At 68.2% G+C, this 16,163-nt stretch carries 9 protein-coding genes; 1 reads left to right on the forward strand and 8 read right to left on the reverse strand.

The genetic code is table 11. The features are described 5' to 3' along the window. Window positions 1–10: 10 nt before the first annotated feature. From ACQKIE_RS16855 to ACQKIE_RS16885, 7 genes are read right to left on the reverse strand one after another with little or no spacing between them, the layout of a single operon-like run. Complete coding sequence (locus ACQKIE_RS16855) at window positions 11–1,435, reverse strand: asparagine synthase-related protein (protein WP_427461235.1); 1,425 nt, start codon at window positions 1,433–1,435, stop codon at window positions 11–13. Next, window positions 1,432–2,469: an EpsG family protein gene (locus ACQKIE_RS16860; RefSeq protein ID WP_427461237.1), complete on the reverse strand. Its 1,038-nt coding sequence runs from the start codon at window positions 2,467–2,469 to the stop codon at window positions 1,432–1,434. The genes ACQKIE_RS16855 and ACQKIE_RS16860 overlap by 4 nt, the downstream gene beginning before the upstream one ends. Then, on the reverse strand, window positions 2,462–3,310 hold the full coding sequence (locus ACQKIE_RS16865; protein ID WP_427461239.1) for a glycosyltransferase family 2 protein: 849 nt from the start codon (window positions 3,308–3,310) through the stop codon (window positions 2,462–2,464). Before ACQKIE_RS16865 ends, ACQKIE_RS16860 begins: the two co-directional genes overlap by 8 nt. Continuing rightward, window positions 3,307–4,533 (reverse strand): polysaccharide pyruvyl transferase family protein, encoded by a 1,227-nt coding sequence (locus ACQKIE_RS16870; RefSeq protein ID WP_427461241.1) that lies wholly within the window; start codon window positions 4,531–4,533, stop codon window positions 3,307–3,309. The genes ACQKIE_RS16865 and ACQKIE_RS16870 overlap by 4 nt, the downstream gene beginning before the upstream one ends. After that, entirely contained in the window at window positions 4,533–5,513 is a 981-nt protein-coding gene (locus tag ACQKIE_RS16875) for a nitroreductase family protein (protein WP_427461243.1), read from the reverse strand. Before ACQKIE_RS16875 ends, ACQKIE_RS16870 begins: the two co-directional genes overlap by 1 nt. Continuing rightward, on the reverse strand, window positions 5,510–6,844 hold the full coding sequence (locus ACQKIE_RS16880) for a lipopolysaccharide biosynthesis protein (RefSeq protein ID WP_427461245.1): 1,335 nt from the start codon (window positions 6,842–6,844) through the stop codon (window positions 5,510–5,512). The genes ACQKIE_RS16875 and ACQKIE_RS16880 overlap by 4 nt, the downstream gene beginning before the upstream one ends. Before the next feature lie 2 nt (window positions 6,845–6,846). Next, a complete protein-coding gene (locus ACQKIE_RS16885; protein WP_427461247.1) occupies window positions 6,847–9,081 on the reverse strand; it encodes a polysaccharide biosynthesis tyrosine autokinase in 2,235 nt (744 codons plus the stop codon). Between the two features lie 267 nt (window positions 9,082–9,348). On the opposite strand from ACQKIE_RS16885, the gene ACQKIE_RS16890 reads away from it, so the two are divergent. Continuing rightward, window positions 9,349–10,413: a polysaccharide biosynthesis/export family protein gene (locus ACQKIE_RS16890; RefSeq protein WP_427461249.1), complete on the forward strand. Its 1,065-nt coding sequence runs from the start codon at window positions 9,349–9,351 to the stop codon at window positions 10,411–10,413. Here the strand turns inward: ACQKIE_RS16890 and ACQKIE_RS16895 are convergent. Next, entirely contained in the window at window positions 10,410–16,094 is a 5,685-nt protein-coding gene (locus ACQKIE_RS16895; RefSeq protein ID WP_427461252.1) for an autotransporter domain-containing protein, read from the reverse strand. The genes ACQKIE_RS16890 and ACQKIE_RS16895 overlap by 4 nt on opposite strands. Window positions 16,095–16,163: the final 69 nt, after the last annotated feature.

The raw sequence follows: 16,163 nt of genomic DNA on the forward strand, positions 1-16,163 counted from the left end.
CGCGTCACTCCTAGCGATCCGCGGGGTGCAACCGGCTGTATACCCAAGGCAATACGACCGCCAACAGGTAAAACTTGGACGCGTGGTACTTGTTGTCGAGCCGGCGGCGATGGCCCTCCAGCCATGCCGTGGCACCGGGGACGACGTCCGCGCAGGCGACCGAGAATGCATGCACCTGGTCGAAACGCGCGTGGGCGAGTTGCCTCACGTCGAAGCGGAAGCAACCCTTGGCGCGAACGTAGGGAAGCCGCTCGAAGTAGCGCGCGATATGCGCGCGGACCAGGCGCTTGTTCTGGCCGTTCGGTCCCATCCGCCACGCGGGTGGCACTTCGCGCAGGACGAACCCGGAGATGGCGGGATCGCAATACGGGTATGCCACATCCATGCCCGTCGCCGCGGTGACGAACATGCCTTTGCCGAAGCTGGCCGCCTCGACGATCGTCGCGGCGAGGCCGCGCCGTGTCGCGAGCCGCGTGGCCGCGGCAATCTCAGGACGGAACAGCTCGAGGCGGTGGCGCGAAGCCAGCACGGGCCCCGGCGTACCGAGCAAGCCGTCGACTTCGCCGTCGCTGAAACGCGACCCCGGGAACAGCCGCTCGAAGGCGTTCATCTGCAAGGTACCCAGCGCGTAGCTCAACCGGAACCACTGCGTGAGCGGCTGCCAGTCGGCAAGTCCACGCGGCACCCGCATGCCTCGCGCCAGCAGCGCCAGCATGCGATGACGCAGGTGCGCGTGCATGCCGAAGTACGAGTCCGATCCCGTCGCATCGACGATGCCGTCGCCGCTATTCGACCCCACGTGCGCGACCAGGTCCGCGTAGGACAGCAAGGCGAAGTCCGCGGTGAGCAACGGCATGCGCGGGACCATCGCGAGGTAGCGATCGTAGGCTCGTGGCGCATCGCATACCAGGCACTCGTGCCGCAGTCCGAGGTGGCGCGCGACGAAGCGAGCGGAGTCCAGTTCGTCTTCCTCGCTGCCTCCACGGTACGTGATGCAGGTCGCGTCCGGACGGGCTTCGGCCAAGGCGATGGCCATGGAGGTCGAATCCTTGCCCCCACTTTGCAGCAACCAGGGCGACGCCATGCGGGCCGTCGAGGTCGCGGCCGCTTCGGCCAGCAGTGCGTGGTAACGCGCGACCAGTGCCGCATCGTCCACGTCCGACACCACCGCGGCCAGGGCCAGGTACGGAAACCGGAAACGAACCTCGCCGTGCAGGTCCGAGGCATCGTCGAAACCGGCGGTGATCGCCACCTTCACGTCCTCGTAGATCGAATGCGGCGGGTAAACGAAGGCGTTGCGCAGCAGGTCCGCGATGGAGGCCATGTCGATCGCACCCGTGCTCTGCACGAGGCTACTGAAGTCGGGTCGCCGCGTGCCGGGCGCAAGCCGCACCTGCACGCCACGCTTTGCCGAGCCGTCCGCCGGCACGTTCATAGCGCCACCCCTTGGCTTATGTAGAACGCGAACACGCCGGCGCTCATGAGCAGTCCCAGCCCGATGACCACGGGGTGGCGCAACAGGGGAAGACGCGAATGGACGCACAGGGCGGCCACCACCAGCGAGGCGAACAGCCATGCGGGTAACAGGAACCGGTTCGAGTAATTGCCCCAGCCGACCAACAGGAAAGGCAACACCAGCACCAGGTAGACGCCTTGCAGATCCACGATGCGCCCGGCCCACGGCTCGCGCACGGAACGCGCGACGAGCATCGGCAGCCCGTACCAGAACAGCGTGAAGACCGCGAAATCGAGGCGCACGCCGGCGCGGTAGACAGCGTACGGGCCATACGCCATGACCGCGGCGTACGCCGAGGGCGAGAGGATCCGCGTCGCGATCATGGTCAAGCCGGCGGCGTAGGCGGCGAAGGCCAGCGCGGCCACGCCCTGCAACCACCGGGGCGGCAAGAGCAGCACCGGCGCCAGTGCGATGTAAAGCAACGCCGAGTAATGAAACCCGGTCGCCACGGCGGACCACACGACGAAGGCCACCCAGCGTCGCCCCTGGAACGCCAGCAGCGCGGCGATGATGGGAAATGCCGCGAGCCCTTGGCGCGTCGCGTTGATGGATGCGTTGACGAACACCGGCGACAGCAGCAGGAACATCGTCGCCGCCGGCAGCAGTTTGTTTGCGGTGGACCCGAGGTCCCGCGCATAGGCCCGCGTTGCCACCGCACCGCCGCCGGCGAGGAGCAGGAACAGCAAGCCCTGCCATGCCGACACGCCGAGGCCCCCGGCGCTCGACAGGCGCGATGCCAGCACGAAGAGCGGCTCGAAACGTGTCACGACGACGCCGCTGCGCAGCGAGAGGTACCAGGCGGCGTAGATCGGTGTATCCGTACCCTGCCACGGCGCGCGCCAGGCCACGCTGCAAAGCGCGACCAAGCCCGCCAGGACCAGGGCGGACCCGCCAAGGACGACCCATGCGTTCGCGGCCGCGATGCGTCGGGAAGGAAGGACCACGCTATTCACGATGCACCTCCCTCCGCGCCCACGACGCACGGTGGGTCCGCTCCCGCATGCGCGTGATGACCCGCCTGCGCGCATACCGCGCGTTGGCGAGCAAATCGGCCGAGCGGTAGTGCCACCAGCCCAGGAAACCCTCGCGGTACAGCTCCGCGCGCGCGCGACGACCCGCGGCGTACATGGCCCGCAAGTCGCCACTGAGTCCACTCGCACCGAAGGCCGGTTTATGCAGCGATCCGAGCACGTGCTCGATCTTGGCGCAGCGGTAACCGGACAACAGGATCTGCGCCCAGAGCAGGAAATCCTCCGACCGCCGGAAGTTCTCGTTGAAGCGAAAGGGAACGTCACGGCGAAGCACGATCGACGGCGTCTGGAAGGGGCTCCGCCATTGCAGGAGATGCGGTTGCACCACGCGCACCCTCAACGGATAACGCTGGGGCGGCGGAGGCGCGCCGCGCTCCTGCACGTTCATACGGTGGGCCAGCAAGGCGAGGTCGGGCTGCTCCTCCAGCACACCCATCTGCACGGCGAGTTTCTGCGGATGCCACGTGTCATCGGCATCCAGGAAGGCGATGCAGGGCTGCGCGGCATGGCGCCATGCGAGGTTTCGGGCGGCTGCGGGACCGGCGTTCATGTCGGAACCCAGCACGCGGATCCATCCCGGCTCGTGCCGGCGCGCCACGGCGTGCAGGTACTCCAGCGTGCCGTCCCTGCTGCCGTCGTCGACCAGCAGCACTTCCGCCGGACGCAAGCGCTGGGCCGAGATCGACGCCACGGCGGCATCGATGGTGTCGGCGCAGCGGTAGCACGGGACGATCGTGCTGACGGGCGCGCAGGCCTTGTTCATGCCGCCCTCCCCGTCAATCCGAGTTCAACGGCTACCCTGCCGGCGGCTCGCCGTGCTTCGTCGCGCGCATGGGCCGCGCGCATCGCCAGGCGTGACCGCATGCGTTCCTCGCCCGCCTCCAGGCCGTCGAGTGCCGCGCGCAACGAGACCTCGTCGACGTCCTGGGCGTCCAACACCTCCTGTTCGTCGCCCAGGAGGTCGCGATGGATGCCCCGCGCCTTGACGCTGTAGGCGATCGACACGGTGGGCACGCCGCTGGACAGCGCGGCGATCGCCGCGTGCGTGCGCGCGCCGATGAAGAAGCGCGTTTGCGAGATGGCGGCCTTCGTTTGTGGCGCATTGAGTCCTTGCGGCAGCATCCGCACCGCGTGGCCGAGATCGTCGAGCGTGGCAAGCAGTCCCGCGAGGTAAGCACGATCGCCATCTTCGGCCGTGCGCAGGCCGTCGACGTGTGGGATGAGCAAGACGTCCATCCCCCGTTCCCGCACGGCGTGGCGCAGGAAGGCCGACGCTTCGCGGCGAAGGTCGCCGCCGTCCCGCCGATATCGCTCGAGCAAGGGGCTCAGGTTGAAACCCAGCGTTCCACCGGGCGCCGGCCTTTGCTGCGGCACATCGTTCGCATCCGGCGACAGCGCGAACGCCGGGTCGGCCATGCGCGTGACACGGTCCATGCGCATCGTGTCCTGCAGATAGGCCTCGCTGATCGATTCGCGGACGGCGAGCAGGTGCATGCGCGCAAGGTGGACCGCGACCGTGTCGATGAAATGGGGCTCGCGATCGAACGGGCCGACCGAGGCGCCCCACAACGCCACCGGGCGCTCCATGTCCATGGCCCAGGCATCCACGGCCATCACCGGCGTCGGCAGCTGGTAATCGAGGGAGTAGTTGTCGCCGCCGATGGCGAGCACCGCATCGACGGATTCCAGCTGCCGCCGTAACCATGCCGGCGGCGGCACAGGCCATCGGGCGCGCTTGAGCATGGGGACCGGCAACCGCTGCAGCCGTACCCACCAGCGGCCATGCCGTGGTTGCCACGCGCGGATGAAATGCACGCCCTGCTCCGCCGCGCCGGGCCATTGCCGGCCGTCGCGCGCCGGGTCCGTGCTTGGAACGAGGAATTCCGCTGACGGCACGTGCTCGCGCATCAGCGCCACCGTGGCGCGGACGATGGCTTCGCATCCGCGATTCCCGAACGTCCGCTGGCCGGAAAGGTAGATGCGCATCACGGCCCTCCGTCGAGGTCGGTGAGGATGTCGCGCGGCGCGCGACGCGCGGAATAGCAGACTTTCAGTGTGTCGCTGGGATGGCCGACGGCCAGCATCATGATCACCGTATGGTGCGGCGCCAGCGGCATCGCGCGGCGCAGCGCCCGGTCGTCGCGCGGTCCGCGGCTCCAGTTGAGGCAGCACGTGGCCAAGCCGAGCGAGTGCAGGGCCATCACCAGCGCCATAGCGAACATGCCGCCGTCGATCCAGTGCTGGTAGCGCTCGCCCAGCGTGTCGAAGGCGCGCAGGTCGGCCGTCAGCACCAGCAGGCACGGCACCGTATGCCCGAATCCCGCGTTGCCGTCCTGTCTGGCGAGGATGCGATCGATCGTTTCCCGGCGCTGCGTGCGGTAAACATGCCACGCCTGCCGGTTGCACACCGACGGCGACCGCATCGCCAGCGCGATGGCGCGCTCCACGGCGCCCGCCTCCACGCGTGCATCGCTGAAGTCGCGCACGGAGTGGCGGCTCTCGAAGAACCGCTCGGGATCGTCCAGACGACCCTGCCGGATGTAATCGGCGCTGGTGGACAGCGCACCGCCGCGCGTCGTGCGCGGGGGTACGGCGTCGACGAACGCCGGGACCCGCGATGCCGTGGGTGGGTCGCCCGCGGCCGCCCTGAAATCGTGCAACACCTTCACACCCACCGCCGCATGCATGCCCGCCGGTGCGGCCTCGCTTGGGGCACGCTGCAGCAGGGACACCAGGTCGTCCGCCGCGGCCCATCCGGCTCCCGCCCGACGCTGGGCGAAGGCGAGGCTCTTCTCGAGCCGGTGGTACGTCTTCACGGTGCGGAACTCGTGTCGCTCGGGCTCGCGCGGACCGGACCAGCCGCCGTATCGCGCGTAGCGCCATGCGTCATAAGCAAAACCCTCGAGCGCTCCCGCGAGATGCCGCCAGGGACGAAGCAAGCGAATGAGACGCTGCGGCCGGTTCATGGGCGCACCGCCGACAGCACGGGCACGGAGCGGCGAACCGCGAACCACGACGAGACCAGCAGCACGATTTCGCCGCCCACCGTGGCGAACGCCGTGCCCAGTGCCTGGTAACGCGGGATGAGGAGCAGGTTGAGGAGCACCACGGCGGCGGCGCTGCCACCCATCATCAGCACGCGAAGGCGCGCCTGCCGTTCGTCGAGCAATGCCGAGGCGATGGCGACGGAGAGGAAGCGCAGCGGCGCACAGATCGAAAGCACGACGATCACCGCGGCGGCACCGACGAAGGCCGGACCGAAGGCCGCCTGCACGAACAGGTGCGCGAGTCCGGCTACCAGCGCGCCGCAAACCAGACCCGCCACCAGCATGATCCACGCGCCGTGGCGATGCACGCGGCGGAATTTCTCCGGGTCATGCACCGCCCAGCGGTGCAACCGCGACAGCAGGTATTTCTGGTAGACGGTGGCGGGCAGGAGGTAGACGGCGGTCATGACGCCGAGCCCGATGCCGAACAGTCCGGCCTCCCGCGGTCCCGCCATGCGGTCGAGCATCACCGTGCCGACCTGGAAGAACACGGGATACAACAGGGCGGAGAGCCCATAGGCCCAGCCCATGCGCCACACGGCGCGTATCGACGCATCCCGGTGGTCACCGGCACGGTCCTCCCGGGGTGCATGGCCACGCAAGTTGAATTCGCCCCGGCGCATCGCCGCCAGCGCCGGCATGCCCGCTACCGCCACGGCCATGCCCACCAGGCCGAATCCGGCCGCGGCGGTGACGGCGCCGAACGTGTGCCACGGCCATACCGCGAGCACGAATGCGATGCGCGAGGCGGGCAAGGCGAGTTGCCACGCCGCGAGCCCCCGATCGTCTTCCTCGAGGCGTAACTTGCTCGACACCAAGCCGACGACGAGCGTGCAAGGAATGGCCGGCAACAACCACCAGACCAGCGCCGCCGTCCCTTCCGGCGCACCCGCCGCCGACCATGCGATGGCCGCGACGCAGGCGGCCAACGTCGTCCACACGACGAAGCGCAGCGAAGGCAGCAACCATCGCCTCGCCTGCCACCCTTCCGCGCCATACAGGCGTAGCCACAACTGTGGCAGGCCGAAGCCCGCCATCGGCGCGACCATGGTGACCGTCGCGAGCGCGGCGATGAAACGGCCGAAATCCACGGGGCCGAGCCGTCGCGCCAGCAATACCTGGACGAGGAAGGTCAGTACGGCGCCCAACGCGGTCGCCATCCACAGCAAGGAAATCCCAGCGGCGGCCTTCCGCCACGCCGGTGGCAACAGCGCCCACGGTGCGCGCAGGGTGTCGATGGATGGACGCACGGTCACGCCTGCGCCAGGGGATAGTTGTACCGCGTGTCCGTTTCATCGCGGCGCCGTGGCCGGTCCACGGCGTTGAAGATCGCGCCGCGCACGGTCGCCCGCCCCTGGGCCAGCCGCTGCCAGACGGCCGTGACATCGCGCGGCTGATCCACACCGTAACGGACCACCAGCAGCGTCGTGCCCGCATGCTTGCCGATGAGCGTGGCATCGGTGAAAGCCAGGGCCGGCGGTGCGTCAATGACGACCGTGCCATAGCGCGCACCAAGCTCGGCCAGGAGCGTCACGAAGCGCTCGTGCATGAGCAGCTCCGACGGATTCGGCGGCAGCGCGCCGCGCGGAATGAACATGAGCCGCCCCACCCCGGGCACCGGCCTCACCGCATCCTCGATGGTCGTATCACCGCGGATCAATTCCGAGAGTCCCGGGCCCGCGCCGCTGCTCAGGCTCTCATGCAGCTCGCCACCACGCATGTCGCCGTCGACGAGCAGTACCTCCTGGCCCGCATTGGCGATGACCGTCGCCAGGTTCGCGCTGACGAAACTCTTGCCGCTGCCCGTCCACGCGCTGGTCACCAGCAAGACGTTGTTTGGCGCGTCGAGGCGCGTGGCGTCGAGGCAGGTACGCAGGCCCCGCAGCGCCTCCACCGCCACTTCCCTCGGACGATTGGCGAGGAGCAGCGCGGGTGTGCGCGCATCGCGTGTCAGCCGTCGCGTCGAAACCGCGCGACCGGCGCGGCTCCAGGGGATGCAGGCGAATACAGGCAAACCGAGTTCCTCGATCTCCGCTTCGTCTTCGATGGCACGGCGGAGCAACTGGCGCAGGAACACGAAGGCCAGCCCGGCGACAGCCCCCAGCAAGATCGCGCCCGGGATAAGCAACAGCGGCAACGGCCACACCGGACGGGAAACGTCCACCGCGGCAGGATCGATGAGACGCGCATCGCCGATGGCGGATTCGCGCACCGCCTCCAACTGCTGGGACTGGTGCAGGAGGTTCGCATACGCCTGCTCGCTTTCCTGCACGTCCCGCGTCAGCCGTGGCAGCTCCTGCTGCGACGCGGGCAGCTGTTTCATCTTTCGCGCCAGCGCGGCCTTCCGCCCTTCGAGGATGCCGAGCTGCGTGTCGAGGGCCCGCATCACGGGATGGCCCGAGGCGAAGCGCTGGTCGGCGTCGACGCGTTGCAGGCGCAGTTGCTGGATGCTCGTTTCGAGCGTGGCGGTTTCATTGAGCAGGCTGCCCGCCTGCAGGTTGGTGTCGATCGCCCCTGTCCGACTCTGGTAATCGTTCAACGCGCGGCTCGTACGATCGAGGTCCGCCTTCGCACGCGGCAACTGCCGTTGCACGACTTCCAGGCTGCTCGTGGCTTCCGCCGTGTTCCGCTGGACGTTCTGCCGCAGGTACCCGCGCGTGATGCGATCTAGCAGCGCCGTCGCGGCGACGGGATCGATAGCGCGATAGGTCAGCGAAATGATGCCCGAATCCTTGCCCTGCTCCGTCGCGACCAGGTTCGCCTGGATCTGGCCCACCGTCGTCAGCGGCGCATGGCGAACCACGTCGAAACGCGCACCCGGGTTCGCACGAAGCCGATCGACGAGAAGCGACACGTTGTGACCGTTCGCGATTGCGCCGATGCGTCCAGACAGGAGCGTGTCCCCGTCGTCGCCGAGCAAACGGTACGTTCCGCCTTCACCGACGACGAGCTCCATGCGCTGGTCGAGTAGCGCCGGCGGCACGTCGAGACGCGCGATCGCCAGCTGCGACCCACCCCAGTCGTACTGCGGCATGCCCAGCCAGGGTTCCGAGACGAGACTCGGATTCGCCGTTCGGAAACGCCGCGCGAGCCATCCACCGACCAGCGGAAAACGTTGCGGGCGCACCTCCGTGAGCAGACCGAGCTCAATGACCGCCCGGTTGATGACGCTGCGCGAAGTCAGCAGGGGAATCTCGGTGGAGGCGCGCGAGCCGGACGCGTCCAGCATTTTTGCGACGTCATCGACGGCGGGCATGCCCTGGCCCACCTGGATGACGGCGTTGGCTTCGTAAACGGGAGACGCGAAGGTCGAATAGAGCAACGCGGCGAAGGCGAACGCCGCGGCGAATCCGATCACCATCCAGCGATGATCGTGCACCGTACGCAGCAACGCGCGAAGGTCGATGTCGTCCTGGCGCGGCGGATTCTGCACGTCGACATACGCCTGCACGCGCGGCGCGGCGGAAATGGGCAAGTTGTTGAACACGGTTCGCTCCCTCGTCTAGCGAGAAGAAGAACGAGCCGCGGAACCCTGCCTGATCCGGGCACTGATGTAGCGGAGAGGAGCATACGCACGTGCGAACGGCGAAGGCAAACGTCCATTCGTGATCGCGTGGTGAACGACGGAACGTGAGAACGCGCCGAAATTTCCTTGACGCGTGCATCACGCGGCGCGTGGCTTAACTTCCGCACCCTCGCTTACCGAGGGCCCGCCGGCAGGGCGGTCAGCGCCAGCTTCCAAGGAGCCCTGCCGATGCATCGCCTCGTCCTGCTCGTCGTCTGCTGCATGGCCTTCAGCGCCTGCGCCATCGTCCCCGGCCAACGCATGGACGTCGGCGAACTCAAGGGCGATCCTCACGTCACTTTCGTTCCCATCACGTACGAACTCGTCACGTCGACGCAACAGGACGCGACGGTCCCCGCGGACTTCGGCGAGACCAAACCGGTCGACTACACCATCGGTCCGGGCGACACGCTCTACATCACCGTGTGGAACCATCCGGAACTCACATCCCCCGCGGGCACGCAACAGCAGACGGTGGCAAATGGCCGTCCGGTGGGCACGGATGGCACGTTCTACTTCCCCCATGTCGGCGTGGTGCGTGCCTCGGGAAAAACGGTGCCGCAGCTACGCGACGAGCTTTCGAAGGCACTCACGGATTACGTGAAGGAGCCACAGGTCGACGTGACCGTCGTGCAGTACGCCAGCCAGCGCATCTCGCTCGAGGGCGCGTTCCGCCGCACCGATCCGGCCGTGATCGGCGCGGTGCCGCTGACGCTGGGCGAGGCCATGGGCACGGCGGGCGTGGATCCCGCACTCGCCGACCTCTCCGGCCTCACCCTGACCCGGAACGGCAAGACATACCGCATCGACGCGAGCGGCACCTCCGGGCAACCGCTGCCGGTGATATGGCTGCAACCGGGCGACCGCATCTACCTGCCGTTCAACGACAACCACGAGGTCTACGTGGTGGGCGAGGTGATGCGACCCGCGGCGCTGTCGTTCCGCACGGCGCACATCAGCCTGACCCAGGCCATCGGCCGCGCGGGCGGACTCAGTCCCGTCACGGCGAATGCGAACGAGGTGTACGTCATTCGCGGCTCGAAGAATCTGTCGCAGACGCCGACGCAGGTGTTCCACCTCGAGGCACGCTCGCCGGCCGCGTTCGGGCTGGCAGATGCTTTCCCCGTGGAGGCCGGCGACGTCGTCTTCGTCGGGGCCTCCGGCGTCACCAAATGGAACCGTGTCCTGAGCCAGTTGCTGCCGTTGTCGGGCTTCATCTACAACGCGTCCCGCGTCGACAATCCGGCCAACTAGAACGCCCAGTTCAAGCTCAATCTCGCGGACTGGTCCTTGGCATCGTTCGCGAACTGGCCCGAGTACGAGGCATCGATCGTGACCGATGCCGCGGGCTTGAAGCGCAGACCGAACGTGGCGACGCCGGCGTTCTCCGCGATCGGCGTGCCGGCCACCTGGAACGCATCGCCGCCGCTGGCGAACCGCTGGCGGCTCAGCGTCTCGGTATCGCCCCACGCATGTTGCCAACCGACGCTGCCGAAGAGGCCGATGCCACCTTCCGCGGAGAGGTCCCAGCGACCGCGCAGCCCCACCGTGCCGAAGGTCTGCGCGCTCTTGTCGCCCATCACGTCCAGCGCGGCGTCGCCACCGCGCTCATGCAGGCCGCCCGTGCGCAGTTCCTGCCGGGCGAGGTTGAGGTACGGCGCCAGCGAGGCGCGGTCGAAGCGGAACTCATACGCGCCTTCGACGAAAACTTGCGCCGACCGCGCACGCAGGTTTCCGTTGAGACGATCCTGGAAGTCGCCTTCGTCCAGGGAGCGATGCGTGTCGATGTCGCGATGACTGTAGAGCGCACCGGCCTGCAGGAGCACGTTGCCGTAGTGGCCGCTGCCGTACAGGCCGGCCGTGCGCGTGTCGCCACTGGCCGAATCGGCGCGGGCCGACGCGGAAACATGACCCGTGCCGAGCGCGAAGCCGAGGCGCGTGTCGCTGCCGACGCCGGTATCGGCACCAACGAGCACACCGCTGCCGTTCGCGCTCAGGCGCGCGGCGTTGCCGTCGCCGTCATGGTTGCCCCAATGGCCCCACGTCGATGCCCATGCCGTCGTCGCCTCGCCCGTTCCGTCCGCGTACTGCGTGAGGAGATGCTGGTTGATCGCGTCGCGCTGGTAGCGGTCGTCGTCGGTGAGCGCCCCGCGCAGGTTGGCGTGGATCTCGCCGGACAGCGCGTCGAAGCCACGGCGTGCGCCGGCGGCGTCCAGTTGCAGGAAGGCGTCATAAAGCGGCGCGCCCAGGCCCAACGACTGCAGGGCGCCCGCGGTCGCGCGCTGGTTGCGCGTGGCGGCCACTTCCGCGAAGTCGACATTGTTGCGGGTGAGCGTGAGGTTCACGGCAGTCGCGGCATAGGCCAACGAAGGCGTGAGGAAGGCCAGGTCCGAGGAAACATCCGCGAACGTGCCGTCGACGCCGCCGCGCGCCGAGAGGATCGTGTACGTCGTGAGCGTATTCCAATGGCCACCCGTGCCCAGGCTGACGACGGAACCGCCATGCAACATGGCCTTGCCGTCGACCGCCACCGAATCGCCTTGTCCCGCATCCGAGACATCGACCGTGTAGCGGACGCCAGACGCCATCTGCAGGTCGCCCCCGAACGACAGCGTGCCGATGGCACCGCTGCCACCCGGTGAGAGTTCGCTTCCGGACGCGAGCGATGCCGAGCCGGCTTTGCCGGTACCGCTGAGCACGGACCCGCTCGCCATGGCGAGCGAGCCGCCGAGGGATCCATCGAGTTGCAGGGTGCCACCGTCGATGGTCGTCGTTCCCGCGAACGCACTGCTGTCGCCGGTCAGGTGCAGATCGTTGCCACCCAGCTTGTGGAACGTGCCGGTGCCCGAAAGTATGCCTGCGTAGTCCACCGCGTCGGAACGGTCGAGAACGAGGGTCGCATTGTCGGCGATGGTGTTCGACAAGGTGCCGCGCGTACCGCCATCGCCGACGTGCAAGACGCCCTCGGCGACCGTCGTGGCGCCCGTGTTGGCCGCCGTACCGAGCAGCACCAGCGTGCCGGCGCCGGTCTTGGTCAGCGAGCCCGCCACCGGCGCACCGGTTGTGCCCGGTAGCGCGCTGTCGGAGATACTGCCAGCCAGCGTCGCCGTATCACCTGCGTCCACATCGACGGTCGCGGCGCCCGCCAGCCGCACGGCATTGGCGAACGACAGGCCGTCCTTGGCGAGCTCCAGCGTGCCGCCGCTCAACACCAGATCGCCCGCGGCGATGGCACCGCTGTCGCCCAGGCGCAGCGTGCCGTCGGCGAGCCAGGTCAAGCCGCCGTAGTTGTTCGCATGGTTGAGCACCAGCGTGCCCGCACCCGTCTTTTCCCAGGTGCCCGGCCCCCTGATCGGCCCGTTCCAGGTGAAGACGTTGGAGGCATCGTCGATGTCGATTCCGCCGCCCGTCTGCAGCGTCAACGGACGATCGGTCGACGTGTAGCCTGTTCCCGTGATCCGCAATTCGCCGCCGCCCAGGTTGACATCGTTGGCGGCGTCGCCAAGGTTCCGGTCGTCGCTCACCGAGAGCGTGCCGCCGTGGATGGCCACGCCGCCGGCGAACGTGTTGGCACCGTTCAACACGAGCGTGCCGGCATCCGTCTTCGTCAGGCCCTGTACACCCGTCAGGACTGAATCGATCGTGGCGACATAGTCCCTGCCCGCTTGCGATCCGTCGCCCACGCGTACGATCACCGGGCCGCCCGAGGCTACGAGGTCCAAGGGACCGCCGGTGATGCGATACCCGTCGCTCAGGAACTGCATGCCCGTGGCACTGACCGCACCGCCTGTGTTGTCGATGGTGACCGTGCCTGGCGCACCACCGAAAATGGCGAAGCCGGGCTGCGGATTCATCGGAGCAGTGACGCTGCCCTGGCCGTCGGTCCAGGTCGCCGACGTGCGCGACCACGTCCCATCACCGCCACCCATCTGCGCCGGGCTCGCAAGCCCGTTCGCGTTCCAGTACTGCAAGGTGACGTTCGAGTAATCGACCAGGTTGATGCGCTTGTCGCCGATCAGGTATTGCAGTGTCAGGAGGTGCCCGTTCGGCGTCGTGCCGAGCGTCATGCCGCCATTGACCAACGAGAGCGTGCCGTCGTAGTCGAAGAGGTTGTAGACGCCAGGACCCATGCCGCCGGCATCGGAAACGTTGAGCGTGACGTCGTTGAGCAGGAGGTTACCGCCGACGATCACCTTGTCGCCCGCACCGGCCGCACCGAATTCCGCATCGAACGTCGTGCCCTGGCTCATCGTCAGGTCGCCGCCCACGGTGAGGGTGCCGACGGAATTGCCGGGGGAAAGGGTGGACCCCGTGTTCATCAGCACGTCGCCGCCGATCGTGCCGTGGCCGCCAAGGGAGGCGCCGCTCGATACGGTGACGTCGCCCGCCAGGTCAGCCGCACTGCCCGCCGTCGTACCGACGACCAATCCGCCCGCCTGCACCTGCGTGCTGCCGAGGAAGGGCGCGCCGGCGCCATCGAAGAGCAACCTGCCGGCACCCAGCTTCACGAGCTGTCCGCTACCGCCCAGCGCGCCGTCGAACGCGACGTCATCGCTGCGGTTGAAGACGAGCGTGCCATTGGCTGCGATGTCCGAATCGAGCGTGCCCGTCGTGCCTCCATTGCCCACGGACAGGATCGAGCCGCCGGCGAGGTTCGTGTAGAGATCGGTCTGGATCGTGCCGGTGAGGGTCGTGTTCGGGCCATTGAGCGTCAGGCTGCCGGCATGGAGGACGCCCGTGATGCCCATGGGGATGCTGCTGGTCAACGAGGCGTCGCCTCCGACCTGGAGGTCGCCGATCGCTATGATGTTGTTCGCCGCGCTCGTCAGCGACAGGTTCCCGCCGATCGTGCCGGAGAAGGCACTGGCCGTGATGGCACCGGCCGCCTGTATCGCGGACGCCGCCTCCAGGTTGAAGGATGACAGTGCGGTGACGTCGCCCGTGAGCGTGAGGGCACCGCCGGTATGGAGGTTGATGGTGCTGGCAGACAATTCGTGCGCCGTGACACTTCCGAAACCCGAGTAGAGGTCGAGCACGGCGGGTGAGCTCACGATTGTCGGGAGGGTGAGCAAGCCTTCGCTATGCAGCGTGACGTTGCCGTTCCCCACCACGGAGGCGACATTGAGGTCCGCGCTGGCCATCACATCCACGTTCTGGCCCGACAGTGTCACGCTGCCCCCGAACGCATTGCCGGCATTACTGAGCGTGATGTCGCCGTTCGACTGGAAGCGGCTGTTACCGCTCACGTTGAAGGCACCGGTCTGGCTGATCGACGATCCAATAGTCAAGTCCATCGATGCCGCGTTAACGGCGCCGATAGCCATCGCCGGCGCCGACGCAGTGAATGCCTGCAGCTGCGTGGCTCCCCCGAGGACATCAGAGAACAGGAGTGTTCCGTTGGCCAGCACGTTCAAGTCGTGTGCGCCGTCGATGGTGCCGGCAAAGGTCGTCGTTCCACTGTCACTGATGACGGTCGTGTCGGCGGCGAGCGCCACCGGCGTGCCGTAGCGCTGCGAGCCGGTCGTGTGCAGCGTCCCGGCGAGCGTCGTGCTGCCCGGATGGGACAGGTTGAGGGAGCCGTCGATATTGACGCCCTGAAGGCTGAGGTTCCCCCCGCCACTCGTACTCGTGACGGTGCCTGTGCCGGTGATGTTTCCGATCGTCAGGTTCTGCGCCGTGGCGGCACCCGGCGAAAGATCGACGGTCGCCGTGCTGCCATCGAGTTGCACGGTGCCGACCGACGCGTCGTTGACGGCGATCACGTGCGCGTTCGACGCATCGGCGACTTCGACGGCGCCCGTGATAACGGAACCCGTCAGCAACGACAGCACGTTGTTGGCGCCATTAAAGAGGATGGCCGAAGCACGTGCGCCGCCGGAGCCGGAGCCGCCTTCGATGGTACCGGCGTTCTGGATGCTGCCCGCGCCCTGCGTGATGATGCCGATGCCCGCCAGGCCATCCCCGGTCCCGGCGCCGCCACTGATCGTGCCGGTGTTTGTGACCCTCAGGCCGCCAGCAAGGGCACGAATACCCGCGCCCGCCTCGCCGGCGATGCCTGGGGTCTGCGCCACGCCACCCGCGCCGCCAGCGCCGCCTGTGATGGTGCCCCCGGTATTGGTCACCAGCGTATTGCTGCCGAACAGCAGGACGCCGTCACCGCCGCCGCCACCGCCACCTCCAAATGCCTGGAAGTCGGTGTCGCCCGATCCGCCGGCGCCTCCCGCGCCTCCGAACACCTTGGTACCGGCGTCGAGCGTCAGGGTGAAATTACCGGCCGTGGCGATGAAGCCCGCGCCACCGCCGCCGCCGCCACCGCCGCCCGCGCCGCTATCGGTCGTCGCCGCGCCGCCGGTTCCACCTTGGCCACCCGTAACGACGACATTGGCATTGATGCTGACGCCAGCCGCGGCCGTGTACAGGCCAGTGCCGCCACCGCCACCGCCGCCTGCGGCAGCGATACTTTGCCCACCGTCACCACCACGGCCCGCAGTGATCGCTCCAGCAGTCTCCACGCCTGCCACCCCTCCGGCACCGCCCGCGCCCTCTGGGAAGCCGTCCCTGAATCCGTCCGCGCCCGCGCCACCCACGCCGCTCGCGGGAAGGCCGCCGGGGGAGGGAGTGAAGGTCGTGTCGTTGAGGATCACGCTCCAGCCGCCCTGGCCGTTACCCGCGCCACCCCTGCCCGTACGATCGCTGAAAGACACACCGCCCTGGGCGCTGCATGCGGTGCTGTCCGAAGGGGTGCATACCTGGGCAAAGGCCGGCGATGCGGCCGCGCAGAGTCCCAGGGCCGCCATGGCCGTCCATAGTGTCCGGCGCCGAGGCACCGTCGGCGCCGCTCCCACCGCCATGCCGCTCCGTGAAGACGACAACTCGGAAGCCACCTGAACGACGCGCAGCGCGCCGTTCCACACGAGACGGAAAATGCGATTCATCTTGGGACCCCTGAGGACAGCGCCTCCCGGCCGGGCCGGCGCAACGGGCGCATCTTACCCCCGTTCCCC

The sequence above is a fragment of the Luteibacter sp. NPDC031894 genome, from assembly GCF_050273135.1.
Lineage (GTDB): Bacteria > Pseudomonadota > Gammaproteobacteria > Xanthomonadales > Rhodanobacteraceae > Luteibacter.

Bases quoted from the DNA above. Each gene is read 5' to 3' on its own strand.
- ACQKIE_RS16875 (WP_427461243.1), bottom strand. From the start codon at position 5,513: ATGAACCGGCCGCAGCGTCTCATTCGCTTGCTTCGTCCCTGGCGGCAT.
- ACQKIE_RS16895 (WP_427461252.1), bottom strand. From the start codon at position 16,094: ATGAATCGCATTTTCCGTCTCGTGTGGAACGGCGCGCTGCGCGTCGTT.
- ACQKIE_RS16870 (WP_427461241.1), bottom strand. From the start codon at position 4,533: ATGCGCATCTACCTTTCCGGCCAGCGGACGTTCGGGAATCGCGGATGC.
- ACQKIE_RS16855 (WP_427461235.1), bottom strand. From the start codon at position 1,435: ATGAACGTGCCGGCGGACGGCTCGGCAAAGCGTGGCGTGCAGGTGCGG.
- ACQKIE_RS16890 (WP_427461249.1), top strand. From the start codon at position 9,349: ATGCATCGCCTCGTCCTGCTCGTCGTCTGCTGCATGGCCTTCAGCGCC.
- ACQKIE_RS16865 (WP_427461239.1), bottom strand. From the start codon at position 3,310: ATGAACAAGGCCTGCGCGCCCGTCAGCACGATCGTCCCGTGCTACCGC.